Origin of the sequence: Nonomuraea sp. NPDC050022, from assembly GCF_044460705.1 — a bacterium.
GTDB lineage: Bacteria > Actinomycetota > Actinomycetes > Streptosporangiales > Streptosporangiaceae > Nonomuraea.
In genome coordinates this window covers 808,410-833,252 of sequence record NZ_JBITKE010000002.1, presented here as the reverse complement: position 1 = coordinate 833,252, position 24,843 = coordinate 808,410, and the positions used below count along the sequence as shown (strand labels likewise).

Below are 24,843 nucleotides of genomic sequence, written 5' to 3'. Positions count from 1 at the left end.
GCGCGCGTCAGCCGTTCCGCTTCTTGTACGCGGCCTGCGCCTCGGTCAGCCTGGCCGCGAACTGGTCCAGGAAGTCCTTGGCGCTGAGCTGGCCGAGCAGCACCTTCTGGAACTGCGGCTCGGCCCAGGTCTTGGTGATCTCGTTGAACTCCGGCAGGTGGTAGGGCATCTGCACGACCTTGGTCGCCGGGTCGTTCAGCACCCGCCGCGCCTCGACGATGTGCGCGGCCCGCGTGCCTTGCACGTCGGTGTTGGCCGGGATGACGCCGGTCTTGTCGGCGATGTACCCGTCCATCTCCTTGGCGGCGAAGAACTCCGCGAGCTTGAACGCGGCGTCCTTGTTCTCGCCGGCCGAGAAGACGCCGACACCGCTGACCGGGTTGGACAGCACCGTCTGGACGCCGGAGTCGGACTTGGGCACGGAGAACGAGGCCACCTTCTCGGGGCCGAGCGCCTTCATATGGTCCTGGTAGGAGCCCAGGTTGTGCTGCATGACGGCGATGCTGCCCGCGGTGTCGAACTGGGCGACCATCTTGACGTAGTCGTTCTGCAGGTCGGCCTCGGGCGTGTTCTTCTTGTAGAGGCCGGCGTACTTCTCCAGCCCCGTCACGTTGCGCGGGTCATTGAGCGTGGCCTTGCCCGAGGCGTCGAAGAACTCCGTGATGCCGGACTGCCCGTAGACGACCTCCAGCATCTGCGCGATCGAGCCCGCACCGCCGCGGATGGTGAAGCCGAACCGGTTCTCCTTGGGCTTGGTCAGCTTGTCCACCGCCGAGAAGAACTCCGACCACGTCTTGGGCGGCGCCAGCCCGGCCGCGGCGAACCAGTCCTTGCGGTACCAGAACGCGCCGGCGTTGGTGGAGGTCGGGATGATGTACGTCTTGCCGTCCGGCACGACGTTCTTGACGGTGGTCAGGAGGGCGTCGTTGAACTTGCCGTTCAGCGCGGGGTTCTTGGCGATGCGCGCGTCCACGGGTTCGAGCGCCTTCTGGGCGACCAGGTTGCCCAGGCCGGAGGTGGCCACATCGGCCACGTCGGGCACGCCGCCGCCCGCGATCGCCGTGTCCAGCTTCTGGGCCGCCTGCGCGATCGGCACGCCCACGTAGGTGACCTTGATGGCCGGGTTGGCCTTCTCGAACTCGGCGATGGCGTGCTGCCAGATCGGCGTCCGCGCGGGACCGGCGTTGGTGTCCCAGAAAGTGATCTCGGTCTTGCCGCCGGAGCCCGTACCCGAGCCGCATCCGGCCAGCACGGCCGCGGCCAGGAGCATGGCAGGCACACGTCGTCTCATTGCCCTCTACCTTTCGATGTCCATGGTGAACGCCTCTCGATGTCCACGGTGAACGCCTCGAAGATCGCCTCGCCGGTGACGGGTCCGTCGACCGGTACGGGTTCGGCGTCACCGCACACGAGCACGGGCCCGTCCGACGTGCTCGCCAGACCCACGTAGGCGTAGGTGAAGCCGAGCACGACCAGGCCCGCCCGGCCCTCGCCCGACAAGGTGAGCGTGGTGGTGACCAGGCAGGGCGCGCCGGGCAGCCGCTGGCCGAGCACGGCGCCTCGGTCTCTCAGGTCCTCGGGTCCCGGCACGCAGGTCAGGCGCAACGTGCCGTGGCTCAGCTCCCACCAGGACGGGTCCGGGTCGGCCTGCCAGCTCCACTGCAGCCCCAGCGCGGGGCCGGCGAAGTCGTCGGAGGTGGCCGGCTCGCCCGGCACACCGCCCAGGACCGGCAGTGCGGCCTCGGCCACGGGCTCGCCCTTGTCGCCCATCACCGGCCAGCCGTCCTCCCACGCCATCGGCTGCAGGTGCACGACCCGGCCGTAGGGTCCGCGGTCCTGGAAGTGCATGAACCAGTGCTCGCCGGACCGGGTGTCCACCCAGCCGCCCTGGTGCGGGCCGTTGACGTCGGTGCCGCCCTGCTCCAGCACGATCCGGTCCTCGTACGGGCCGAAGATCGACTCAGCCCGGAACACCGACTGCCAGCCCTGCTCGACCCCGCCCGCAGGCGCGAAGATCCAGTACACCCCGTCGTGCTTGTACAGCTTGGGCCCCTCAAGGGTCCGGTAGCCGGGCAGCAGGTCGGCGTCGATGACCAGCGTGCCCTCATCCAGCACCTTGCTCGCGTCCGGGGCCATGCGGTGCAGGGTGAGCCGGTTGTTGATCCCCGCGCGGCTCTTGGCCCAGCCGTGCACCAGGTACGCCTGCCCGTCCTCGTCCCACAGCGGGCACGGGTCGATCAGCCCCGAGCCGGGCTTGACCACATGCGGCGCGGTCCACGGACCCCGCGGGTCCGCCGCGCTGACCTGGCAGATCCCCACGTCGGGATCCCCGTAGAAGATCCAGAACCGGCCGTCGTGGTGGCGCAGCGACGGCGCCCACACCCCGCAGCCGGGCCGTACGTCGGCATAGCCGCTGGTCACGGCGTGCCCGATGATCGTCCAGCCGACCAGGTCGCGCGAGTGCAGGATCGGCAGGCCGGGGACCTTGGTGAAGGTGGAGGCCGTCAGATAGAAGTCGTCGCCCACGCGGATCACGTCGGGGTCGGACCAGTCGGCGTTGAGGACGGGGTTGCGGTAGGTCGCGGTCATCCCTTCACCGCCCCCGCCGACATCCCCTCGACGAGATAGCGCTGGATGAAGGCGAAGACGATGACGACGGGCAGAGCGGCGACGACGCCGCCGGCGGCGAGGGCGCCGAAGTCGACGCTGTTCTCGCCGAGGTTGTAGGCCAGGCCCACGGGCACGGTGAACTTCTCCTGGTCGTTGAGGAACATGAGGGCGAAAAGGAAGTTGTTCCAGCTGTGGATGAAGGCGAACGAGCCGACCGCGACCAGCGCGGGCCGCAGCAGCGGCAGCACGATGGCCAGGAAACCGCGCAGCCGGCCGCAGCCGTCCACCCAGGCCGCCTGCTCCAGCTCGTACGGGATGTTGCGGATGAAGCCGCTGATGAGGATCAGCGAGAGCGGGAGCTGGAAGACCGTCTCGGCGATCACGAGACTCCACAGCGAGTTCGTCAGGGACAGCGTCCTGAAGATCTCGAACAACGGGATGATCATCAGGGCGCCGGGGATGAACTGCGTGCACAGCATCCCGACCATGAACGCGGCCTTGCCGCGGAAGCTGTAGCGGGCCAGGGCGTACCCGCCGGCCAGGGCCATTACCGTGGTCGCGACCAGCGAGGCGAACCCGACGAGCAGGCTGTTCTGGAAGAAGACGGCGAACCCCATCCCATTCCAGACCGTGTCGAAGTGCTCGAACGTGATCGGCCACGGGAAGATCGCCGTCGATCCGGTGGGCCGGAACGCGAAGACCAGCATCCAGTAGAACGGCACCAGCGTGAACAGCAGATACAGCCCAAGCGGAAGGTAGATGTGCCAGCGCGGCACGCGGTCACCGCGCTTCGGGGGCGGGGCCTGCTCGCGGCGGGCGGCCACGGGACGTTCGGTCACCAGGGTCATGACTTCGCCCCGAACTTGCTCAGCCGCAGATAGGCGATGGAGAAGAAGGTCAGGATCATGAACGCCACCATGGTCAGCGCGGTGGCGTAGCCGAAGTCGTGCGACTGGGCGGCCAGCGAGGCCACGTACAGCGGCAACGTGGTGGTCTGGTGGGCGGGGCCGCCGCCGGTCAGGGTGTAGAGGAGATCGACGTTGTTGAACTCCCATACCGAGCGCAGCAGCGTGGACAGGATGATCGCGTCGCGCAGGTGCGGCAGCGTGATGTGGAAGAACCTGCGCGTCCGGGTCGCGCCGTCCACGGAGGCGGCCTCGTACAGGTCCTTCGACACCGACTGCAGGTCGGCCAGCAGCAGGATCGCGAAGAACGGCACCCCGCGCCACAGCTCGGCCAGCACCGCCGCCCAGAACACGCTTCCCGGGTTGGCCAGCGGCGCCGCACCATAATCGATCAGGCCCAGGTCGGCCAGATAGCGCGACACCCCCGTGAACGGGTTGTACAGCAGGACCCAGATCGCGGTGGTGAGCACCCCCGAGACCGCCCACGGGGAGAAGACCATCGCCCGGGACAGCGCGCGGCCGACGAAACTCTCGTTGACGATCAGCGCCAGCGCTAGTCCGAGCGCGAACTGCAGGACGACCTCGACGACCACCCACCTGGCGCTGAAGCCGAGGCTCTGCCAGAAGATCGGATCCTCGAACAGCAGCGTGCGGAAGTTGTCGAGCCCGGCGAAGCCGTTGTCCCAGGGCTTGGTCACGTTGTAGCGCTGAAGGCTGTAGTAGATCACGCTGGCCATCGGGTACACGAGGAACCCGAGCATCGCGACCACCGACGGCGCGATCAGCACGTAAGGCGTCCACGACCCTCGCCGGCGGGGTTTCGAGAGTGGCGGATGCGCCGAGACGACGGCCAATGTGCCTGACTCCTTCGGAATGCGGATGCAATCGGTTGCAGACACGTTGCGACAGTACGAACGCGGCGTCAACGGCACAAAAGCAACCAACAACCTCCTCAACAGGAGAAATGGCCTAAAACTCGAAATTTTCGGGCGCTACTGCTGGCCCCGTGCGGTGCGGCGGAGGAGGGTGAGGTCCATGGCAACCGAAGACCCACTCCAGCCGATGCCCAAGCTCGCGGCCATCGCCCGAGAGGTGGGCGTTTCGGTGGCCACGGTCTCCAAGGCGCTCAACGGGCGAGCCGATGTCTCGACGCGCACCCGGCAGCTGATCACCGAGGTGCTGGCGCGGCGCGGCTATTCCTGGCAGCGGTCCAAGCCCCTCAAGGGGAGCCTGGTCGACGTCATGCTGCAAGGGCTGGGCTCGGCGTACGCGCTGGCGATCCTCCAGGGAGTGGAGGAGGCGGCCTGGCAACTGGGCGTGGACCTGGTGGTCTCCGCCGTGGTCGACCGCACCAAGCACGGCCAGCCGCCGCCCGCGTGGCTCAACCGGCTCAGCGCCCGTGACAGCGCCGGAGTGCTGCTGGTGCGTACCCTGCCGACCAGCACGCAACGGGCCTGGCTGAGCGACCACGGCATCCCGGCCGTGGTCGTCGAGCCGCGGCGGGCCGTCCCGCGTGGCCTGCCCGTCGTCGCCTCCACGAACGTGGCCGGTGCCCGGGCCGCCACCGAGCACCTCATCGTCCTCGGGCACGAGCGGATCGCCATCGTCGTCGTCCGCGCCAGCACCGCTCCCGCCTGAAAGTTTCAAGCGTGACCTTGGGATTTCGACTCGCCCGCGCTTGTTGAGTTGACATCCCTAGTGAAGGTGGCCCTTCCTCAGTGGCGACGAGAGCCTCTGCGGCGTCGAGAGCCTCAGCGGCGTCGAGAGGAAGGAGAAAAACGACATGTTCGTGCGCAAGCATGCGGGCGTCGCCCTGCTGGCGGCTACGGCGATGGTCTGCGGAGCCGTACCGCAGGCCGCGCAGGCGGCGGCCGCACCCGTCGCCGGTGGCGTCTACCAGCTCAAAGTGACCAAGAGCGGCCAGTGCCTGGACGTGACGGGTGGCTCGCAGGACAACGGCGGCCTACTGCAGCAGTGGGGTTGTTCGGGAGCCACCTGGCAGCAGTTCACGGTCGTCTCGGCCGGCTCCGGCATCTACACCCTGCGCGCCGTCAACAGCGGGCGTTGCGTGGACGTGCCCGGCGGCGCGGCCACCAGCGGGCTGCGGTTACAGCAATGGGGCTGCGGCGACGGCACGAAGACCAACCAGCAGTGGCGGTTCGTGGCCTCCGGCAGTGGGACGTACCAGGTCGTCAACGTGGCCACCGGCCTGTGCATGAGCGACGAGGGCGCCTCCACCGCCTCCGGCGCGTCGATCATCCAGGAGACCTGCACCGCCAACACCAACAAGCAATGGGCCTTCGAGTCCCTGGCCAAACCCACAGTGGCGGCGGATGGTTCCGGCACCTACCGGACCGTTCAGGCCGCCGTCGACGCCGTGCCCGCGGGCAACGCCAGTCGGGTGACGATCACCATCGCGCCCGGGTCGTATCGCGAGATCGTCCGGGTCCCCTCGAACAAGCCGTACATCACGCTCCAGGGACTCGGTTCCTCGGCGGCCCAGACTGTGATCGTTAACAATCACTATGCGGGCCAGTACGGGACATTCAACAGCGCCACCGCCTTCGTCGACGGCCACGATTTCATCGCCACCAACCTGACGATCTCCAACGACTTCGACGAGAACCCGAACGTCACCGGCCATCAGGCGGTCGCGCTCAACCTGAACGCCGACCGCGCGGTCCTGCGCAACGTACGCCTGCTCGGCGACCAGGACACCTTCCTGGTCAACAACGCGGCCCGCGCCTACGTCGCCGGTTCCTACGTCGAGGGCACGGTCGACTTCGTCTTCGGCGGCGGCACCATCGTCTTCGACAACTGCGACGTCTACGAGAAGCGCAGCACCGGCGGCCCGATCACGGCCGCGAGCACCGACGCGGCCAAGACCTACGGCTTCCTGTTCTACAAGTCGCGGATCTCCGGAGGGTCCTCGGCCGGGACCACCACCCTGGGCCGTCCCTGGCGTCCCGATGCACAGGTGCTCTACCGGGAGTCAACGCTCAGCTCGGTGATCAATACCGGCCAGCCGTGGACCGACATGTCCGGCAACTCATGGAAGAACGCCCGCTTCTTCGAGTACCGGAACACCGGCTCGGGCGCCGGCTCGAACGCCAACCGGCCGCAGTACAGCGACGCCCAGGCCGCGAACTACACGCCCCAGAAGTACCTGGCCGGCTCCGACGGCTGGAACCCCCTTTCCTAAGGACGATCATGAACCTCCGTGCAACGCTCACCGCGCTGACCGTCCTGGCCGCGCTCGGGGTGGCCGCCGCGCCCGCCCAGGCGGCCACCCCAGTCGCCGGCGGAACCTACCAGCTCAAAGTGACCAAGAGCGGCCAATGCCTGGACGTGACGGCGGGGTCGAAGGACAACGGCGGGCTGCTGCAGCAGTGGAGCTGCAGCGGTGACAGTTGGCAGCAGTTCACCCTCCGCTCGGCCGGGACGGGCATCTACCACCTGGTCAACGTCAACAGCGGGCGCTGCGTCGACGTCCCCAGCGGCACCACCGCCTCCGGTGTGCGGCTGCAGCAGTGGGGCTGCGGCGACGGCACCAAGACCGACCAGCAGTGGCGGTTGGTGGCCTCGGGCAGCGGGACGTACCAGGTCGTCAACGTCGCGAGCGGCCTGTGCGTGAGCGACGAGGGCGCCTCCACCGCCTCCGGCGCGTCGATCATCCAGGAGACCTGCACCGCCAACACCAACAAGCAATGGGCCTTCGACCCGGTGGGCGCCGCGCGCACCTGGCCGAGCACCGCCGACGGTTTCGCCGCCACCAGCGGAAACGGGCTGAGCACCACCACCGGCGGCGCGGCCGGCGCCACGGTGACCGTCACCACCTACGCCGACCTGGTGAAGTACGCCACCTCCGCCACCCCGTACACCATCCGGGTCAATGGCGCGATCACCGTCACCCCGTACGGCACCGAGATCAAGGTCGCCTCCAACAAGACCATCGTCGGCGTGGGCACCAGCGGCCACATCGTCAACGGCGGCTTCTTCCTGGGCACCGGCGTCAGCAACGTGATCATCCGCAACCTGACCATCCGCGACACCCGCATGGCCGACGACGACCCCGACGACAAGCTCTACGACTACGACGGCATCCAGATGGACACCGCCCACCACGTCTGGATCGACCACAACCGCATCATCCGGATGAACGACGGCCTGATCGACAGCCGCAAGGACACCAGTTACCTCACGGTCTCCTGGAACGTCATGGCCGAGAACAACAAGTCGTTCGGCATCGGCTGGACCGACAACGTCACCGCCCGCATGACCATCCACCACAACTGGATCCACGACAACAACCAGCGCAACCCCAGCACGGACAATGTCGCCTACGCCCACCTGTACAACAACTACCTGCAGAACATCACCGGCTACGGCAACTACTCGCGCGGCGCCACCAAGATGGTGATCGAGAACAGCTACTACGACCACGTCAAGGACCCCTACTACCCCGACGCCACCGCCCAGCTCCGCCAGAGCGGCAGCGTCTGCGTCAGCTGCACGGGCAAGAGCACCACCAGCGGCTCGGCCTTCACCCCCGGCTCGTTCTACTCCTACACCCTCGACCCGGCCGCCGACGTCCCGTCCCTGCTCAGGACCTACGCGGGACCCCAGGCGAACATCGGCACCTGACGTTTCCGTCGCGGGCCGCGCGCGTCCCTCACCTGTGACGCGGGCGGCCCGTCAGCGCGCGTGAGTCAGCCGGGCGTATCCGTACGGGTTGAAGAACAGATCGTCCTCGTCGTAACGGTCGCACGGGCCGGTGCGCAGCAGCCATCGGGGCGCGTCCTCGGTCATCCGGAACCCGGCGCCGTCCTCGATCTCCGCCGCGCGCGGATCGGTCAGCAGGTAGATCGCCAGCGTGTCCAGGTGCTCGACCAGCTCAGGCAGCTCGTCCTTCGTCGGCGGCTCCGCACCGATCTCGATCTGCACCTCGGGCGCGCCGAGCAGGTGCATACCGCAGCTGTAGAGCACCTGGCCGTCGTAGATCGGCCGCTTCACCCAGGCGGTGACGAGCGCGTCGGCCAAGTCCTCGTCCTTGGCGCCAGCCGCCCGGTCGGCCAACGAGAGCCAGCGGTCCCGGCCGTGCGTGATCCCGCTGCTCTCGTTCTTCACCGCCGTGGCGCCGGACCGCAGCAGCGCGGCCGTCACCGCCAGCAGCCGCCGGGACGTGTCGAACGCCAACTCCCGCATCATCGGCATGGACAGCAGGTAGCCGACCGTGCCGTGCGACTCGACCGCGGCCCAGTCCGCCTCGTCGAACGAGGCCGCGGCCATACTGGCCTCGAACGCCTCCGGCATCCGGGGGTCGGGTTCGGCCTCGGAGTACTCACGGTCGAGGACGAACCCGCCGAAGCCGGACGCGATCCGTTCCATCTCGGAAAGGGCCAGCCCGGAGCTGAGTACGCACAGCACATGCCTGGGGAACGCTTCACTCATCCCGGTACATTAGCGATCATCCCGTGTGGTGGACGGCGATCTCGGTCAGTTGGCACTCGGGACCGCCCCGAGCTGGGACCCTCGGAGGAGTTCGGCTGACCCGCGTCACCCCTGCAGCCGGGTCTCGGCGTCGGTCAGGAAGACGTCGAGCACCCCGTCGCCGACCTGAGGCTGGGCCGCGCCCCAGCGGTTGCGTGGCGGGCTGACCCGGATCGCGCGGGCCTGCCGCCGCAGCTCACGCGACTCGGCGAGCAACGTGGCGGCCTTGGTCTCGTCTCCGGCCTGTCGAGCCTGGAGCGCGTCGAGCGTGGTCACCATCGCCCTGCCCCACAGCTCGGTGGCGGTCAGCCATGACGCGGCGTCATCGGTGAAGCCCTTCTGCACCGACCCGCCGCGGATGGTGGCCGGCGCCGTGGCGATGGCCTTCGCGTACGGACGCAGCGCGGTGATCGCGTCGGCGGGTCGCCCGCCGTCCCATATCCGCCAGAACTCGGCCACCCGCGCGGCGAGCTCGGGAGCCTGGGGCTGCCAAGGGGTGCCGCCGAAGGTCGGCGCCATGTGCTCCAGGTCGCCGAAGACCAGCAGGGCCTCAGTGGCCGCCTTGTCGCCGCCGGCGAGATAGGCCATCGCGCGCGGCCAGCTCTTCCTCGCGTCGTACGCTCTGTCGTTCCAGGTGAAGTCCGCGGCGCCGAAGACCGCGACCTTGCTCGCGTACGGCTGGTTCATCGGGTTGGCCACGATGCCGGACAGGTGCGCGGCCAGGCCGCCCTCACGCTTGTCGTAGGGGGCCAGGAGCAGCCGGCCGCTGGTGTTGCCGTAGTCGTTGACCGGGTAGTTGTCCCAGACGAACACCTTGCGGCCGAACAGCTCCGCCGCCTTCTCGGCCTGCGCGTTGGTGATCTCTGGAGGCACGGTGTCGGTGCCGGTCCACATCACCTCGATCGCGGGATCGAGGGAGGCCCGCATGGTCTGCTTGTACGTGGTGTCGGTCAGATCGCCGTACTCGGTGGGCACCATCTGCAGCCGCTGAGCGCCCTCGTGGGTGGCGATGAAGTTCCGCTGCAGGTCGTTGAGCAGATCGACCTGGGCCTTCGCCGCGGCGGTGCGTCCGGCCGTACCGTAGGCGGCCTCGTCCGCCGCGCAGTTCCAGCTGGTGTAGCTGATGTCGTCCAGCGGGATGGAGAACGCCCTGGCGCCCAGGTCGTAGAGCGCCTGCAGCTTCCGCTTGAGGGTGTCGCGGTCCGCCTGGTCGGAGTAGCAGATCGACACGCCCGGGGACAGCGCGAAGGTGAAGCGGACATGGTTCGCGGCGGCCCTGGTCACCAGCTCGCCCAGTTCGGCGAGCTTGGCCGCCGGGTAGGGGTCGCGCCACTTGTCGCGGTGGTAGGGATCGTCCTTGGGGGCGTAGATGTAGGTGTTGGCCTTGACGTCGCCGTAGAAGTTCATCTGGTCGAGGCGTTCGGCGTGTGTCCACGGCGCACCGTAGAAGCCCTCGATGGTGCCGCGCAGCGGCATGGACGGGAAGTCGCTGACCTGGACCCCCGCCACCGTCCAGCCGTCGCTGGCGGGGACGAACAACTGGCGCAGCGTCTGTACGGCATAGAACTGGCCCGCCGCGTCCCTGCCGCCGAGAGCGATCTGGCGCGACCGGCCGCCGGAGACCCGTAACGCGTATCCCTCGGCTTTGTCGGGCACGACCGCGTCGCCGAGCGCCCGCGCGATGTCCGGGCGTGCCGCGGGGCCGAGGCGCACGGTGAGCAGGCCGGCCGTGGGGGTCCGGTCAGGGGCGATGATGTCCACCCGGCCGGCGCCGTGTGCCTTGAGTTCCCGTACGAGGCGGTCGCGGGCGGCGGGGTCGGTCTGGTCGTCGGCGATCACGAGCACCCGGCTGGTGACGACGGCGGCCGCGCCGATGCCGCTCAGCGACTGCGGGGTCGGCGACACCGAGGGTAAGGAGCCGCTCGGAACCGGCGCGGAATAGGCCGCGGGGATGGGCAGGAGCACCCCGGCGCACAGGGTCGCGGCCAGTGCGAGGACCGCGGTGGGGGTGATCTTGCGACTTCTCACGGAACTCTCCATTCGTCTGTGTCGGCTGGAGGGGCGGTGCTGGCGCGTAGCACGAGGTCGGGGGTGGGAGCCTGCACCGCACGGGGCTCAGGACGCTCGGCCATCACGTGGAGCAGTTCGGTCGCGGTGAGCGTGCCGAGCGCGAACGTGTCGCGAGTGAGCGCGGTGATCGAGGGGTGCGGCAGTTGGGTGAGGATGGAGTCGTCGAAGGACACGATGGAGACGTCACCGGGAACCCGTACGGCCAGCTCGGTAGCCACGCCCAGACCCGCAGCCGCCATGACGTCGCTGTCGTAGATGATCGCCGTGCACGGAGGGCTCGACGCCAGCAGCCGGCGCGTGGCCGAGGCGCCTTGGGTGTCGGAGTAGTCGGTCGCCACGCTCACGATGTCGATGCCGAGCGTCTCGCGCCCGTCGGCGATGGCCTGGAGGCGGCGTCGCGTGTGCTGGTAGGAGGGGATGCCGCTGACGTGGCCGATGTGCCGGTGGCCGAGCCCGGCGAGGTAGGCGAGGACGCGCGTCATCGCCGCGTGGTCGTCGACCCAGACGCTGCTCAGCGGCAAGGGGGCCCCGTGGCCGCCCAGGACGACGGCGGGGATGCGGAGGTCGGCGACGAGCCGTGGCCGTACGTCGTCCACCGCGAGGTCGAAGAGCACGAGCCCGTCGACCCGGTACTCGGCGGCCCAGCGGCGATAGACGGCCACCTCCGCCTGGGTGTCCTCGACGATGAGGAGTTGCGTGGCGATGCCCTCGTTGGACAGGCGGGACTGCAGGCCGGACAGGACATGCGCGAAGAACGGCTCGACGCCCAGCGTGCGGGCCGGACGTGCGATGACGATGCCGACCGCGTCGTTGTTGGCCCCCTTGAGGGCGCGCGCGGCCCGGTGCGGGCGCCAGTTGAGCTCCTCGGCGACGTCGAGGATGCGCTTGCGCGTCGCGTCGCTGATGCCCGGACGGGCGTTGAACGCCAGCGACACCGCCGAGACGGAGACGCCCGCCAGCCGCGCGATGTCGGTGCTCCGCAGCCGGGCCGGCGCCGCGGGAGGGTCCGATGAAGCGGCGGCGTCCTGCGACGGAACCTCATCTTTCGGCGGCATCGCTCCTCCATCGTCGTTACGCAAACGAGACGATCCTCCCCGGTGACCTTGGGGACTCAAACGTATTAGTCTGCGGTCACTCAGGACAACTAAAACGTATCAGGCATATTGTCATATCTCCGCTACGGAGAGGTACGAGATGCACAACCACCTCAGCCGCACGCTTGAGCGGCTCGCCCGCGTGAAGCGCGAACGGATCCTGTCCCGGACACACACCCGGCTGTCGGGTGTCGACGTCGAGGCATGGACGGTCGCGGACGACGGGGAGCCGGTGAGTGCCCGGCATGCCCTCGGGCTGGCCCGCGACCCCGGCCGCACCCCTCCCGGCTACCGCCCCTTCCCGCTGGGCGCGGCCTGGGGGGAGGCGTGGTCGACGACCTGGTTCCGGATTCGGGGCACGGTCGGACCGCAGGGGGACACCCCCGTCGACCTCGTGCTCGACCTGGGCTGGTTCGACCACTCCGTGGGCGGTCACTGCGAGGGCCTGGTCTTCACCCCGGACGGCACGATCGTCAAGGGCCTGCACCCTCGGCAGTCCGCCATCCGGTTACGGGGTGACGGAGCCGTCCCCGGTGTGCTCGACGCCGATGGCGTGTTCCTGCTCTACGTCGAGGCGGCGGCGAACCCCCTGCTGCTCGGGTTGCCGCCGTTCGTCGTCACCGAGCTGGGGGAGAAGCAGGCGGAGGAGCCGTTCGAGCAGTTCAGGCTGCGCCGCGCGGAGGTCGCCGCGTTCTCGCCCGAGATCCACGCCCTGAGCTGTGACCTGGACGTCGCCGGCGGGCTCGCCGCCGAGCTGAGCCCGGACGAGCCGCGTCACTGGCGGCTGCTGCGCGCGATAGAGGAGGCGCTGGACGCCTACGACGAGGCGGACGCCGAGGCCGGCGCGCGGCGGGCGCGCGCGATCCTCGCCCCGCTCCTGGCCGCGCCGGCGCACGCCAGCGCCCACCGGATCACCGCCGTCGGGCACGCGCACATGGACACGGCGTGGCTGTGGCCGCTGCGCGAGACGGTACGCAAGCTCGCCCGTACGGTCTCCAACGCGCTCGCCCTGCTCGACGCGGACCCCTCGCTGGTCTACACGATGTCGGCGGCGCAGCACTTCAGCTGGCTCGAAGAGCATTATCCGCAGCTGTTCGAGAGGGTGCGGCGTCATGTCGAGCAGGGCCGGTTCGTACCGGTCGGCGGCATGTGGGTCGAGGCGGACGGCGTCATTCCCACCGGCGAGTCCATGGTGCGCCAGCTGACCTACGGCAAGAGGTACTTCATTGACCGATTCGGCCGGGAACCACGGGAGATGTGGCTGCCTGACTCGTTCGGCTACTCGGGCGCCCTGCCGCAGCTGGCCCGCCGGGCCGGGTCCCGCTGGTTCCTGACCCAGAAGATCTCCTGGAACGACACCACGGTCTTCCCGCACCACTCCTTCTGGTGGGAGGGCATCGACGGCACGCGGATCTTCACCCACTTCCCGCCCGCGGAGACGTACGCCGCCGAGGTGACCGCCGCCGAACTCCGCCATGCCGTCACCACCTTCAAGGACAAGGCGATCGCCTCCCATTCGCTGCTGCCCTACGGGTACGGCGACGGAGGCGGCGGACCCACCAGGGAGATGGCCGAGCGGCTGCGCCGCTTCGCCGATCTGGAAGGCGCGCCCCGCGTGACCTCCAGGTCTCCGGCGGAGTTCTTCCAGGAGGCCGAGGCCGAACTGCGTGATGCCGGGCCGCTGGAGCCGGTCTACCGTGGCGAGCTCTACCTGGAGCTGCACCGGGGCACCCTGACCTCGCAGGCGGCCATGAAGCGGCACAACCGGCGCTGCGAGTCGCTGCTGCGGGCGGCGGAATATCTCAGCGCGGCGGCGAGCGCGCTGCGCGGGGCGCCCTATCCGCACGCGGACCTGGACGACATCTGGCGCACAGTGCTGCTGCACCAGTTCCACGACATCCTCCCGGGCACCTCGATCGCCTGGGTGCACCGCGAGGCCCGCGACACCTATCGGGCGGTCGAGGAACGGCTGAACGATCTGATCAAGCAGGCGAGCGCGGCACTGGGCGACGGTGAACGCGGCGGCACTGTTGGGAGTGTGCTCCCCCCGTTCGCCACAGCGGAACCGGACGAGCGCGCCGTCGAGGTCACCGACGACGGCGGCACCGTACTGGAGGACGGCCTGCTGCGGGTCGTGATCGGCGACGACGGCCACGTCACCTCGCTCCTCGACCTGCGCGGCGGCCGGGAGGTCGTCCCGCCCGGCCGGCGCCTCAACGAGCTGCAGCTCTTCCGTGACGAGCCGGTGCGCTGGGACGCCTGGGACGTGGACCGGCACACGCTGCGCCACCCCCAGGTGCTCGACCAGGTCACCAGCCGCAGAGTGGTCCGCGACGGGCCCGACGCCGGGGTGGAGGTGGTCCGGCGGGCCGGCACGTCGACGATCACGCTGACCATGTGGCTGCGCGCCGGCACCGGGCGGTTCGAGACCGAGTGCGCCGTCGACTGGCAGGAGCGCGAACGCCTGCTGAAGGTGGCCGTCCCGGTGCGGGTCATGGCGCGGACCGCGCGGTTCGAGACCCAGTACGGATACGTCGAACGTCCGCTGCTGTCGAACACCGCGACGGAGGAGGCGATGTTCGAGGCGGCGATGCACCGCTACGTCCAGGTGGGCGACGGTGACTTCGGCGTCGCGATCGTCAACGACTCGATGTACGGAGCCGACGCCCGCGCCGACGGCGACTCCACCGTGGTCCGGCTGTCCCTGCTGCGGAGCGCCCGCTTCCCCGACCCCCGCGCCGACATGGGCACCCATGCCTTCCGCTGGGCGGTGCTGCCCGGCGCGGACGTGCCCGCCGCGGCCGAGGCCGCCTACGCGTTCAACGCGCCCGACATCGCCGGGCTGTCGCGGCTGTCGCCGCTGGTTCGGCTGGAGCCGCTCACCGGGCACGCGCTCATCGACTGGGTGAAGCTGGCCGACGACGGCTCCGGGGACCTGGTCGTACGGGTGTACGAGACGCGGGGCGGACGGGCGAGCGCCCGGCTGCACTGCCACGAGGAACTCGCCACGGGAGCCGTCCTGTGGGAGACCGACCTGCTCGAACGCGAGCTCGGCGAGGAACGTGAGCTCGGCGGCGAACGCGAGCTCGGCGGCGAACGCGAGCTCGGCGGCGAACGCGAGCCCGGCGGCGACGAGGACCTGTTGCCCGTGGCACTGGCCCAGGGACGCGGTCCCGTGAGCGAGGCCCGGCTGGAGCTCGGCCCCTTCCAGGTGGCGACCCTGCGGATCGCCCCTCACGCATCACCTAAGGAGGACCCCCAATGACCAGATTCGGAAGAGGCTGGACCGGCGTCGCGGCGCTCGCCCTGGGATCGCTGCTGCTGTCCGGGTGTGGCGGCGGTGACACGACGCAGAAGGCGTCGGACGGGAAGCTGTCGGGGTCGATCGCGTTCCAGACCTGGAACCTGAAGAACGACAAGTTCACGCCCTACTTCACCGAGCTCATCGCCGCCTTCGAGAAGGCCAATCCGGGCACCGACATCAAGTGGGTGGACCAGCCCGCCGAGGGCTACCAGGACAAGCTGTCCGCCGACGCCGCGGCGGGGGCGCTCCCCGACGTCGTCGACATGGGTCCCGAGGCCGCCTACACCCTGGCCCAGGCGGGGGTCCTGCTCGACCTCAACAAGGCCGACCCCCAGGCCAAGGGCCTGTTCCTGGACAAGGCGTGGCAGGCCATGACGTTCAGCGGCTTGGGCGGCGGGACCTTCGGTTACCCGTGGTACCTGAACACCGGGCCGTCGTTCTTCAACAAGGCGCTGTTCAAGAAGTGCGGCCTGGACCCGGAGAAGCTGCCCGCCACCTATGACGAGCTGTTCACCCAGGCCGAGACCATGGCCAAGAACTGCACGGACGTGTCGATGATCGTCAGGATGCCGGCCATCGAGAACTTCGGCGAGTACGGCGTGCCCCTCATGGACGCCGCGGGCAAGCAGTTCACCTACAACGACGCCAAGGGCGTGGAGTTCGTCGAGCGCTACAAGAAGCTGTACGCCGGCCGGGGCCTGACCCAGGAGTCGCTGAACAACCTCCAGACCAAGGAGGTGGAGGAGTTCAAGGCCGGGCGGCTGGCGTACCTGTCGGGCAGCTCGTACACGCTCAACGACCTGAAGGACACCGCGCCCGACATCTACAAGAATCTCGGGATCGGGCCGCGGATCAGCACCGCCGCGCCCAACATGTACATCGAGTCGCTCGTCGTGAACGCCACCGGCAAGAACCAGCCGCTGGCCATGGCTTTCGCCAAGTACGTGACCAACCCCGCCAACCAGCTCGCCTTCGGCAAGAAGGCGTCGGTGTTCCCCTCGTCGGCCGGGTCGATGGACGACGAGTACTTCACCAAGGACGACGGCGACCCCGCCACGAAGGTGCGGCTGGAGAGCGCCGCCCAGGTCAAGAAGGCGATCGTGTGGTGGCCCCCGGCGTTCTCCGGCTCGACCGACGCCGAGACGCTGCGCGAGCAGATCGCCCAGGCGCTGCTGGGCAAGAAGACGGTGAAAGAGGCGCTGGACGCGTCGGTGAAGTACTCCAACGACCGGCTGGCCTCGCACGGATGACGACCAAGCACCAGGCGTCCCCGCCACGCGGCGGGGACACCGCTCTGGCCACCCACCGGTGGCGGGCGACTCCGTGGCTGTTCCTGCTGCCGGGGCTGGCCGTCGTCGTTGTCCTGGTCCTCGTGCCGTTCGTGAACACGCTGCGGCTGGCGTTCACGGACTCGATGCTGCTGCGGCCGGGGGACTTCGTCGGGCTGGACAACTTCCGGCGGATGTTCGAGGACGAGCGGTTCGGCACCGCGCTGCTGAACTCCAGCCTGTACGTGGTGTGCGTCGTGCCGTTCATGGTGGTCCTGCCTCTCGTCCTGGCCTCGCTGCTCAGTGGCGCCGGGCGGCTCATGGGGTTCTTCCGCACCACCATGTACCTGCCGGTGATCATGTCGCCGGTGATCGTCGGCTTGATCTGGACGAACCTGCTCGACAAGCAGGGCCTGGTGAACGAGCTGCTCGGCACGCTCAAGATGGTCGCCCAGCCGGTGCCGTTCCTCACCGACCGCTGGCTGCTGCTGTTCAGCGCGATGTTCGTCACCGTGTGGACGGGCCTGGGCTACTACATGGTCATCTATCTGGCCGCGCTGGCGAACATCGACCCGAGCCTGTACGACGCGGCGGCGATGGACGGCGCCGGCCCGGTGCGTACCTTCCTGCACGTCACCGTTCCCGGCGTGCGCTCGACGATGGCGCTCATCGGCGTCCTGTCCTCCGTGGCGGCCTTCCGGGTCTTCGGCGAGATCTATGTGCTCACCGACGGCACCGGAGGGGTGGGCGGCGGCGATCTCACGATGACCATGCTCATCCAGCGCGAAGGCACCGGCCTGCAGGCGCGTACCGGATACGCCGGCGCGATCAGCCTGGTCATGTCCGTCATCCTCGGCGCGCTGCTGATCGCGCAGCTCGTCATGCAGCGCAAGCAGAGGACCGTCTGATGCCCACCCCCGCCGCCGGACGGCGGCGCGTCTCGCCGGGCCTCGTCGGCCGCTACCTGATCCTCATCCTGATGGCCGTGCTGCTGGCCGGTCCCCTGATCTGGCAGCTCTCGCTGTCGCTCAAGGGCGCCGGCGACGACTTGTACGCCCGGCCGCCCGAGCTGATCCCCGGCCATCCCACGCTGGCGAACTTCGCCACGGTGCTCGACCGCATCCCCGTACCCCATTACCTGGTCAACTCCCTGATGGTGGCCGCCATGGCCGTCGCGGGCAACGTGGTGGGGGCCACCTGCGCCGGCTACGCCCTGGGCAAGCTGCGTTTCCGCGGGCGCGGGGTGGCGGCCGGGATCTTCGTCGCGGCCCTGCTCGTCCCGGCCGAGACCGTCCTCATCTCCCAGTTCCTGCTGGTCAGGGGTGCCGGCCTGGCCAACACCCTGCTGGGTGTCGTCCTGCCGACGATCGTGGCCGCGCTGAACGTCCTGCTGATGCGCAACGCGTTCGCCAACCTGCCCGCCGAATTCGACGAGGCGGCCGTCATCGACGGCGCCAACGCCTGGCAGCGGTTCATCCGCGTCTCCGTTCCCCAGGTCAAGGGCGTCATCACGGTCGTGGCGATCTTCGCCTTCGTCGGCTCGTGGAACGACTTCCTGTGGCCCCTCATCGTGCTGTCCGACGAGGCCAACTACACCCTCACCGTCGGACTGAACCGCCTGCGCGGCACCTTCTACGACGATCCACGCCTCATCGCGGCCGGCACGATCATCGCCTTGGTGCCCATCGTCACGTTCTTCGCCATGTTGCAGCGCTACTTCTTCCGCGGGCTCGAAGCGGGAGGCATGAAAGGGTGAAATGCTGAGATTCGGGGTCAACTACACGCCTTCTCGGGACTGGTTCTACTCCTGGCTGGATCCGGACTGGGCGGTCACCCGGCGCGACATGGAGGCATTGGCCGGTCTCGGCCTGGATCATGTCCGGGTCATGCCGCTGTGGCCCGTTCTGCAGCCGAACCGGACGCTGATCCGCCGCCGCGCCCTCGACGACGTGCGCCGCGTCGTGGAGATCGCCGGCGAGGCCGGCCTCGACGCCAGCGTGGACGTCCTGCAGGGCCACCTGTCGGGGTTCGACTTCGTGCCGAGCTGGCTGACGGACTGGCATCGGCGCAGCATGTTCACCGACCTCGACGCCATCGCCGCGCAGGCCGACCTGGTCGAGGCGCTTGACGGGCACCTGTACGACCTGCCCAACTTCCTCGGCCTGACCCTGGGCAACGAGGTCAACCAGTTCACCTCCGCCCTGCACCCGAGCCCGATGCCGGCCACCGCGCGGCAGGTCACGGCCTGGCTCCGGGCGCTGCACGGCGATGGCCCGCGCGACCGGCGCCATTTCCGGCTCAACGCCGAATACGATGCCGTCTGGTACGCCGACGGTCACGCCTTCACCCCCGCGCACTCCGCCCGGCACGGCCAGATGAGCGTGATCCACTCGTGGATCTTCAACGGCACGGCGCAGGGGTACGGCGCGATGTCCCACGAGAGCGTCAGCCACGCCGCGTACCTCATCGAGCTGTCGCGCGCCTTCGCCCTCGACCCGGCCCGCCCGGTGTGGTTGCAGGAGGTCGGCGCGCCGCTCAACCACCTCACCGAGGACCAGGCGCCGGACTTCTGTGAGGCGACTGTGCGCGCGGCGGCCGACAGCGACGCCCTGTGGGGCGTCACGTGGTGGTGTTCGCACGACGTGGAACGCCGGCTGGCCGACTTCCCCGGCCTGGAGTACAGCCTCGGCCTGATTGACGCCGACGCCACCGTCAAGCCGATCGGCCGGCGCATCGCCGAACTGGCCGCCGAACTGCGGAACCGGCCGCGGCCTTCCCCACGGCGGGAGGCCGTTGTCGTACCGGTCGACTCCGAGGACGTTCCCGTGTCCCGGGCGGAGCTGTCGCCCGGCGGCGGGGTCTTCGAGACCTGGATGGGCCGCGCCCGCGCCGGAGCCCGTCCCACTCTGGTCACCTCCACGGTCGCGGGCGACCCGTCGGCGCTGCGGGCTCGCGGCGTCGAACGGCTCGTCCACGCCGAGCCGACGGGGCGCACGTTCTACAGCTCCGTCAGCGACGTGGAGGTACTCAACCGGACGGCCGCACATGCGGAACGCTGAACCCGTCGAGCCAGGTGTGCGGAGCGCCGGGCCTGTGGAGCCGCGCATGCGGAGCGCCGGGCCCGTGGAGCGGCTGCTCTCCGAGTTGACCCTGCGGGAGAAGGTTGGGCAGCTCAACCAGCGCCTTTTCGGCTGGCAGGCCGTCGAGCGGGCTCCCCGAGGCGGGTTCAGGATCACCGACCTCGCCCGCGCCGAGCTCGACCGGTGGGGCGGGCTCGGCGCGCTGTACGGGGTCTTCCGCGCCGACGCCTGGTCGGGCCGCTCGTGGGCCGACGGGATCCGGCCGGAGGAACGCGCCGAGATCGCGGCCCTCGTCCAGGACGAGGTGTCGCGGGCCGGCGACCACCGCATCGGGGTGCTGCTGTCGGAAGAGGCCCCGCACGGTCACCAGGCGCTGGGCGGGACGCTGCTGCCCACCAACCTCGCGGTGGCCGCGGGCTGGGACCCGGAGCTGCTGGCCGAGGCCGCGGCCGCCGTCGCGGCCGAGCTCGCGGCCAGCGGGGTGCACCTGGCCCTGGTGTCCGCGCTCGACCTGCTGCGCGACCCGCGCTGGGGCCGGGCGGAGGAGTGCTTCGGAGAGGATCCGCTGCTGGCGGCGGAGCTCACCAGGGCGCTGGTGATCGGCATGCAGGGCAGTGATCGCGGCGCGGTGGGTCGCGGCGGGGTCGCGATCGTCCTCAAGCATCTGGCCGCCCAAGGCGAGGCCGTCGGCGGGCGCAACGGCCAATCCGCCGTCATCGGCCCCCGTGACCTGCGCGAGCTGCACCTCCCGGCCGTCCGGGCCGCGGTGGAGGCCGGGGCCATGGGGTTCATGGCGGCCTACAACGACATCGACGGGGTGCCGTGCTGCGCCAACCGCGACCTCCTCACCGGCTTTCTGCGGGCCGAGTGCGATTTCGACGGGATCGTCATGGCCGACGGCCTTGCCGTGGATCGACTCATCGCGATGACGGGCGACGCGACGACCGCCGCGGTGGCCGCGATCGAGGCCGGGGTGGATCTGTCGCTCTGGGACGACTCCTTCGGCCTGCTGGAGCAGGCTGCCCGCGAGGATCCGCGAGTGGCTGAGCTGGTCGACAACGCCTGCCGCCGAGTGCTCACACTCAAGCAGCGTGTCGGCCTGCTCGCCGATCGCCCACCCGAGACCGGTCGTGAAAAGCTCACCTTGGGGGCCGCAGACGGCCTCTCGCGTCGTCTGGCCCGGCAGTCGCTGGTCCTGCTCCACAACGCCGACAACCTCCTGCCCCTCGACCGGCGGACCCTGACCAAGGTCGTTCTCGCCGGTCCGAACGCCCGCGACGTCACCGCCCTGCTGGGCGACTACGTACCGCCGCTGCCCGCAAGCTCGGCTGCCGGACTGGATCTGGCACTGCGGCAGGCGATACCGGACGCCGAGGTGGTGTGCGCCTCCGGAGCACCCACGGCGGCCGAGTTGAGCGGCGCCGACGTCGTGATCCTGGCGCTCGGCGGGACGAGCCACCGCACGTACGCGGAGGGCTTCGCCGCCAACGGGGCGATCACCGGCACAGCGGCCGTCGCGACCGCCGGGGAGGGCGTCGACCTGGCCGACATAACCCTGCCCGGCGGTCAGGACGACCTGGTCGCCGCTGTCCGCGCGCAGGCGGGCTGCCCCGTGGTGGCCGTCGTCATCGCCGGTCGGCCGCACGTGCTCACCGGCGTACTGGCCCATACCGACGCCATGCTGTGGGCCGGCTACCCCGGTCCGCACGGCGGCCACGCGATCGTCGACGCGCTGCTCGGCGGCTACGAGCCGGTCGGCCGCCTACCGTTCACCGCGCCACGCCATCCGGGGGCCATACCGGTACGCCACAACGACCGGCACCCGGCCCACGGCGTCTACCAGGACGCCCCGGACCCGGTGCTCTTTCCCTTCGGCTCCGGCCTGCGCTACCGGCCCATCAGGTTCGACCGCCTGACCGCGACGGCGCACGCGGACACGGTCGAGGTCAGCGTCGAGGTCGTCAACCCTGACGCCACCGAAGCCGAGGTCCACGAAGCAGAGGTCGTCGTGCCGGTGTTCGGGCGGCGTACCGGAGGCATCGCGTTGCCTCGCCTCCGCGAACTGCTCGCCTTCCGCCGGGTCACCGTCCCGCCGGGCGCCCGTACCACCGTCATCTGGAACCTGCCCGCGGCGCGCTGCTTCGCCGAGGGCGCGACGGACCGGGCCGTCACCGACCTGTATGTCGAAGACCTGCACGCGACCATCCGACCATTCAGTCACCCCCAGGCCGCCATCCACTCCGGAGCGGCCGAGCCCATTCCCGACAGTGAGGAGTTGTGATGGCCCGATCACATCGCAGACGGGCGACGACCCGTGCGGGCACCGCCGCCCTGGCCGCCATGCTCGCCGTCGTGCTCGCCGCCGGCGGTGCCGCCGCCAGCGACACGCTGCCCTGGACGGGCGACAGCGCGGTCGGTGCCAACCAGCCGTACCAGCACGGCTACTCCGTCACCGACCTGCTGCGCTGGAACCCCGCCGACGACGCCCACGCCGAGCTCCTACGCGCCAAGGTGCCGCTCCAGAAGCGCAACGCCGCCAACGCCGCCACGCAACGCGACCCGGCGCTGCCCGCCGCCACCCAGCAGCTCACCTTGGCGGGCGACTACGGCAACGCCTTCTTCGAAAGCCACCCCTACACCAACGAGTTCAGCCAGTACCTGTTCTCCTACTGGCAGTACGCCGACTTCTACGGCTCCTGGCACGGCATGCCCACCGAGGGGGTGCCGACGAGCTACTACGACCCGACCAAGGACTGGCGCGAGAAGTGGTTCGAGTTCGGGATGCTCAACCTGCCGAACCCCGGATACACCAACGCGGCCCACGCGAACGGGGTGCGCTCGCTGGGCTGCCTCTTCTTCTCCGACAATGACCGCGGCGACCAGACCTACAACGAGCTCCTGGTCCGTGACGCCGACGGCGGTTTCCCCGTCGCCGCCAAGCTGATCCAGACGGCCAAGTTCTACGGCTTCGACGGCTACTTCATCAACCAGGAGGCGCGGGTCGCGCCGGCCGACATCCCGGCGTACAAGGAGTTCCTGCGGCAACTGCGCGCGGGCGGCCTGTACGTGCAGTGGTACGACTCCATCGACAACTCCACCGGCGCCATTTCGTACCAGAACGAGTTCAACGCGGTCAACGGCCCGTTCGTGCGTGACGCGAAACTCGGCGACGTGTCCGACTCCATCTTCCTCAATTACTGGTGGAACAGGACCAAGCTCACCAACTCCAAGAGCTACGCCGCCGGCCTGGGCCTGGACTCCCGCAAGAGCGTCTTCGCCGGTGTCGAGGCCGGGCAGTACCAGTTCAATCAGCCGTACAACCTCGATGACAACCTCGACGCCAACGGCGCGCCGATGAACGCCATCGCCACCCTCGGCGCCGACTTCGTCTCCTCCGACTACGCGAACAAGACCGACGACGCCGCCCAGCGGGACGTCTTCGACCGGGAACGCCGCTGGTGGACCGGCTCCTCAGCCGGCACCACCACGCCGGAGGGCACCTGGAAGGGAATCTCCAAGTACGTCGCCGAACGCTCCGTCATCGGCGGCACCACGTTCGCCACCTCCTTCAACACCGGCCACGGCCTGTCCACCTGGACCAAGGGCCGGCTGTCCAATCAGCAGGAGTGGGGCAACATCAACCTCCAGGACATCCCGGTGACCTGGCAGTGGTGGGTGGACGCGGCCGGAACGCCGCTCAGCGCCGACTTCGACTACGGCCCCGCGTACACACCGGCGAGCCGGTTCTCCTACCAGAAGATCGGCGCCTACAACGGCGGCAGCTCCCTCGTCCTCAGCGGGAACCTCGACAGCGACAACACCGTGCGTCTCTACAAGACGGACCTGCGGATCAACAAGCGCTCGACCCTGGACCTGACCTACAACAAGCCGTCGGCCAGCGACGATTCCGAACTCCGGCTTGGCCTCGTCCTCGCCTCCGACCCGGAGCGGCGAGTAGGGCTCGGCAGCGGTAGCTTGCGTGACCAGGCCGGGCCCGTAGGGAGCGCGACCATGAGCACAGCCAAGGTGATCCAGCTCCCGCTGACCGGCTCGGGCCGGCACACTACAGGCTGGACGACCCGGTCGGCCGACCTGTCGGCGTACGCCGGTCAGAAGGTGGCCGCGCTCGGCCTGGTCGTCGCCGCCGGCGCCCGCCCCATCCCGGGATACCAGGTCAACCTCGGCGCACTGGCCCTGCGCGACGGCACGAACCACACCCCCGCCGCGCCGCAGGACCTGCGCATCACCGAGCTGCTCCCCGCGACCGGCGAACTGTTCCTGTCCTGGAAGCGCTCCGCCTACGACAAGGTACGCCGCTACGACGTCTACCTGGACGACACCTACCTCGGTGGCGCCTACGACGACGTCTACTACGTCAAGCGCTTCACGGCCACCTCGGGCACGATCAAGCTGGTGGCGGTCGGTCCGGACGGGTCAGAGAGCCCGGCCGCGAGCACGTCGTTCAACCTGTCCACGGCGCCGAGCAAGGCGCAGGCGGCGGCGAAGCCGGACGGCACGCTGACGGCCACCTGGACGCCTCCGGCGAGCGGGCAGCCGATCACGCTGAAGGTCACAAGCCTCGACACCGCACATCCGTACACCAAGGAGGTCGAAGTCCCCGGAACGAGCTCGACCACGACGCTGACCGGCGTACCCGTGAACGGCGACGGCTACCTCCTGACCCTGCGGTCGGGAACGGGCACGGTCACCGGGGTACGCGGGACGTTCGCCGACACCGAGATCAGCCCCTACCCGGCGTCGGCGGTGGCGATCAACGGGAACACCTTCACCTTCTCCCGGCCGACGCTTCCGGACTGGCACACCCTGACCATCCTTGAGGACGGCCAGGCGAAGTCGTTCACGACGACCTACGGCTCGGGCGCCAAGCCGTACATCATCCGTGGCCGTACCACGCGTGCCGCCGAGACGGTGACGATGTCCGGCGCCGCCAGCAAGGTGGTCGCCATCCTGGAGGACTACGCCGGCAACAAGGCCACGACGGTGCTTCGCGGCAACTGATCA

17 protein-coding genes are annotated in these 24,843 nt (G+C 69.5%); 10 read left to right on the top strand and 7 right to left on the bottom strand.

Going from position 1 to position 24,843, the window contains the following annotated elements:
* Positions 1–7: 7 nt before the first annotated feature.
* Genes ACIBO2_RS10350 through ACIBO2_RS10335 form a run of 4 tightly spaced genes read right to left on the bottom strand, consistent with a single transcriptional unit; the run spans position 8 to position 4,303 of the window.
* The gene (locus tag ACIBO2_RS10350) at positions 8–1,291 is read right to left on the bottom strand and encodes an ABC transporter substrate-binding protein (protein WP_397296388.1); all 1,284 of its coding nucleotides are present in this window, start codon (positions 1,289–1,291) and stop codon (positions 8–10) included.
* The gene (locus ACIBO2_RS10345) at positions 1,288–2,589 is read right to left on the bottom strand and encodes a family 43 glycosylhydrolase (RefSeq protein ID WP_397296386.1); all 1,302 of its coding nucleotides are present in this window, start codon (positions 2,587–2,589) and stop codon (positions 1,288–1,290) included. The genes ACIBO2_RS10350 and ACIBO2_RS10345 overlap by 4 nt, the downstream gene beginning before the upstream one ends.
* The gene (locus ACIBO2_RS10340) at positions 2,586–3,458 is read right to left on the bottom strand and encodes a carbohydrate ABC transporter permease (protein WP_358544066.1); all 873 of its coding nucleotides are present in this window, start codon (positions 3,456–3,458) and stop codon (positions 2,586–2,588) included. The genes ACIBO2_RS10345 and ACIBO2_RS10340 overlap by 4 nt, the downstream gene beginning before the upstream one ends.
* A complete protein-coding gene (locus tag ACIBO2_RS10335) occupies positions 3,455–4,303 on the bottom strand; it encodes a carbohydrate ABC transporter permease (RefSeq protein ID WP_397296384.1) in 849 nt (282 codons plus the stop codon). The genes ACIBO2_RS10340 and ACIBO2_RS10335 overlap by 4 nt, the downstream gene beginning before the upstream one ends.
* 247 nt (positions 4,304–4,550) lie before the next feature.
* On the opposite strand from ACIBO2_RS10335, the gene ACIBO2_RS10330 reads away from it, so the two are divergent.
* The 3 genes from ACIBO2_RS10330 to ACIBO2_RS10320 all read left to right on the top strand — a co-directional run bounded on the left by ACIBO2_RS10330 (position 4,551) and on the right by ACIBO2_RS10320 (position 8,159).
* Positions 4,551–5,153, top strand: coding sequence for a LacI family DNA-binding transcriptional regulator (locus ACIBO2_RS10330; RefSeq protein WP_397296382.1), 603 nt, complete (start codon positions 4,551–4,553; stop codon positions 5,151–5,153).
* 145 nt (positions 5,154–5,298) lie between these two features.
* Positions 5,299–6,717: a pectinesterase family protein gene (locus tag ACIBO2_RS10325; protein ID WP_358544060.1), complete on the top strand. Its 1,419-nt coding sequence runs from the start codon at positions 5,299–5,301 to the stop codon at positions 6,715–6,717.
* Positions 6,718–6,725: 8 nt separating this feature from the next.
* Entirely contained in the window at positions 6,726–8,159 is a 1,434-nt protein-coding gene (locus ACIBO2_RS10320) for an RICIN domain-containing protein (protein WP_358544058.1), read from the top strand.
* Positions 8,160–8,210: 51 nt separating this feature from the next.
* On the opposite strand, the gene ACIBO2_RS10315 is transcribed toward ACIBO2_RS10320, so the two are convergent.
* From ACIBO2_RS10315 to ACIBO2_RS10305, 3 genes are all read right to left on the bottom strand, one after another.
* Entirely contained in the window at positions 8,211–8,966 is a 756-nt protein-coding gene (locus ACIBO2_RS10315) for a hypothetical protein (RefSeq protein WP_397296379.1), read from the bottom strand.
* Between the two features lie 105 nt (positions 8,967–9,071).
* Positions 9,072–11,033, bottom strand: a complete 1,962-nt coding sequence (locus ACIBO2_RS10310; RefSeq protein ID WP_397296377.1) for a beta-N-acetylglucosaminidase domain-containing protein — start codon at positions 11,031–11,033, stop codon at positions 9,072–9,074.
* A complete protein-coding gene (locus tag ACIBO2_RS10305; RefSeq protein WP_358544051.1) occupies positions 11,030–12,130 on the bottom strand; it encodes a LacI family DNA-binding transcriptional regulator in 1,101 nt (366 codons plus the stop codon). Before ACIBO2_RS10305 ends, ACIBO2_RS10310 begins: the two co-directional genes overlap by 4 nt.
* A 139-nt stretch (positions 12,131–12,269) precedes the next feature.
* Here ACIBO2_RS10305 and ACIBO2_RS10300 point away from each other — a divergent pair, with 139 nt between their 5' ends.
* From ACIBO2_RS10300 to ACIBO2_RS10270, 7 genes are read left to right on the top strand one after another with little or no spacing between them, the layout of a single operon-like run.
* Positions 12,270–15,434, top strand: coding sequence for an alpha-mannosidase (locus ACIBO2_RS10300; RefSeq protein WP_397296375.1), 3,165 nt, complete (start codon positions 12,270–12,272; stop codon positions 15,432–15,434).
* Entirely contained in the window at positions 15,431–16,723 is a 1,293-nt protein-coding gene (locus ACIBO2_RS10295; RefSeq protein WP_397296373.1) for an ABC transporter substrate-binding protein, read from the top strand. The genes ACIBO2_RS10300 and ACIBO2_RS10295 overlap by 4 nt, the downstream gene beginning before the upstream one ends.
* Positions 16,720–17,649, top strand: coding sequence for a sugar ABC transporter permease (locus ACIBO2_RS10290; protein WP_358544044.1), 930 nt, complete (start codon positions 16,720–16,722; stop codon positions 17,647–17,649). The genes ACIBO2_RS10295 and ACIBO2_RS10290 overlap by 4 nt, the downstream gene beginning before the upstream one ends.
* Entirely contained in the window at positions 17,649–18,497 is an 849-nt protein-coding gene (locus ACIBO2_RS10285) for a carbohydrate ABC transporter permease (RefSeq protein ID WP_397296371.1), read from the top strand. Before ACIBO2_RS10290 ends, ACIBO2_RS10285 begins: the two co-directional genes overlap by 1 nt.
* Position 18,498: 1 nt before the next feature.
* Positions 18,499–19,800 (top strand): glycosyl hydrolase, encoded by a 1,302-nt coding sequence (locus ACIBO2_RS10280; protein ID WP_358544039.1) that lies wholly within the window; start codon positions 18,499–18,501, stop codon positions 19,798–19,800.
* Positions 19,801–19,846: 46 nt separating this feature from the next.
* Positions 19,847–22,102, top strand: coding sequence for a glycoside hydrolase family 3 N-terminal domain-containing protein (locus ACIBO2_RS10275; RefSeq protein WP_397296369.1), 2,256 nt, complete (start codon positions 19,847–19,849; stop codon positions 22,100–22,102).
* Complete coding sequence (locus ACIBO2_RS10270; RefSeq protein WP_397296367.1) at positions 22,102–24,840, top strand: hypothetical protein; 2,739 nt, start codon at positions 22,102–22,104, stop codon at positions 24,838–24,840. Before ACIBO2_RS10275 ends, ACIBO2_RS10270 begins: the two co-directional genes overlap by 1 nt.
* Positions 24,841–24,843: the final 3 nt, after the last annotated feature.

Excerpts from the sequence above, each read along its gene's own strand:
- ACIBO2_RS10350 (WP_397296388.1), bottom strand. The coding sequence starts at position 1,291 with ATGAGACGACGTGTGCCTGCCATGCTCCTGGCCGCGGCCGTGCTGGCC.
- ACIBO2_RS10345 (WP_397296386.1), bottom strand. The coding sequence starts at position 2,589 with ATGACCGCGACCTACCGCAACCCCGTCCTCAACGCCGACTGGTCCGAC.
- ACIBO2_RS10340 (WP_358544066.1), bottom strand. The coding sequence starts at position 3,458 with ATGACCCTGGTGACCGAACGTCCCGTGGCCGCCCGCCGCGAGCAGGCC.
- ACIBO2_RS10330 (WP_397296382.1), top strand. The coding sequence starts at position 4,551 with ATGGCAACCGAAGACCCACTCCAGCCGATGCCCAAGCTCGCGGCCATC.
- ACIBO2_RS10325 (WP_358544060.1), top strand. The coding sequence starts at position 5,299 with ATGTTCGTGCGCAAGCATGCGGGCGTCGCCCTGCTGGCGGCTACGGCG.
- ACIBO2_RS10320 (WP_358544058.1), top strand. The coding sequence starts at position 6,726 with ATGAACCTCCGTGCAACGCTCACCGCGCTGACCGTCCTGGCCGCGCTC.
- ACIBO2_RS10315 (WP_397296379.1), bottom strand. The coding sequence starts at position 8,966 with ATGAGTGAAGCGTTCCCCAGGCATGTGCTGTGCGTACTCAGCTCCGGG.
- ACIBO2_RS10305 (WP_358544051.1), bottom strand. The coding sequence starts at position 12,130 with ATGCCGCCGAAAGATGAGGTTCCGTCGCAGGACGCCGCCGCTTCATCG.
- ACIBO2_RS10300 (WP_397296375.1), top strand. The coding sequence starts at position 12,270 with ATGCACAACCACCTCAGCCGCACGCTTGAGCGGCTCGCCCGCGTGAAG.
- ACIBO2_RS10295 (WP_397296373.1), top strand. The coding sequence starts at position 15,431 with ATGACCAGATTCGGAAGAGGCTGGACCGGCGTCGCGGCGCTCGCCCTG.
- ACIBO2_RS10290 (WP_358544044.1), top strand. The coding sequence starts at position 16,720 with ATGACGACCAAGCACCAGGCGTCCCCGCCACGCGGCGGGGACACCGCT.
- ACIBO2_RS10285 (WP_397296371.1), top strand. The coding sequence starts at position 17,649 with ATGCCCACCCCCGCCGCCGGACGGCGGCGCGTCTCGCCGGGCCTCGTC.
- ACIBO2_RS10280 (WP_358544039.1), top strand. The coding sequence starts at position 18,499 with ATGCTGAGATTCGGGGTCAACTACACGCCTTCTCGGGACTGGTTCTAC.
- ACIBO2_RS10275 (WP_397296369.1), top strand. The coding sequence starts at position 19,847 with ATGCGGAGCGCCGGGCCCGTGGAGCGGCTGCTCTCCGAGTTGACCCTG.
- ACIBO2_RS10270 (WP_397296367.1), top strand. The coding sequence starts at position 22,102 with ATGGCCCGATCACATCGCAGACGGGCGACGACCCGTGCGGGCACCGCC.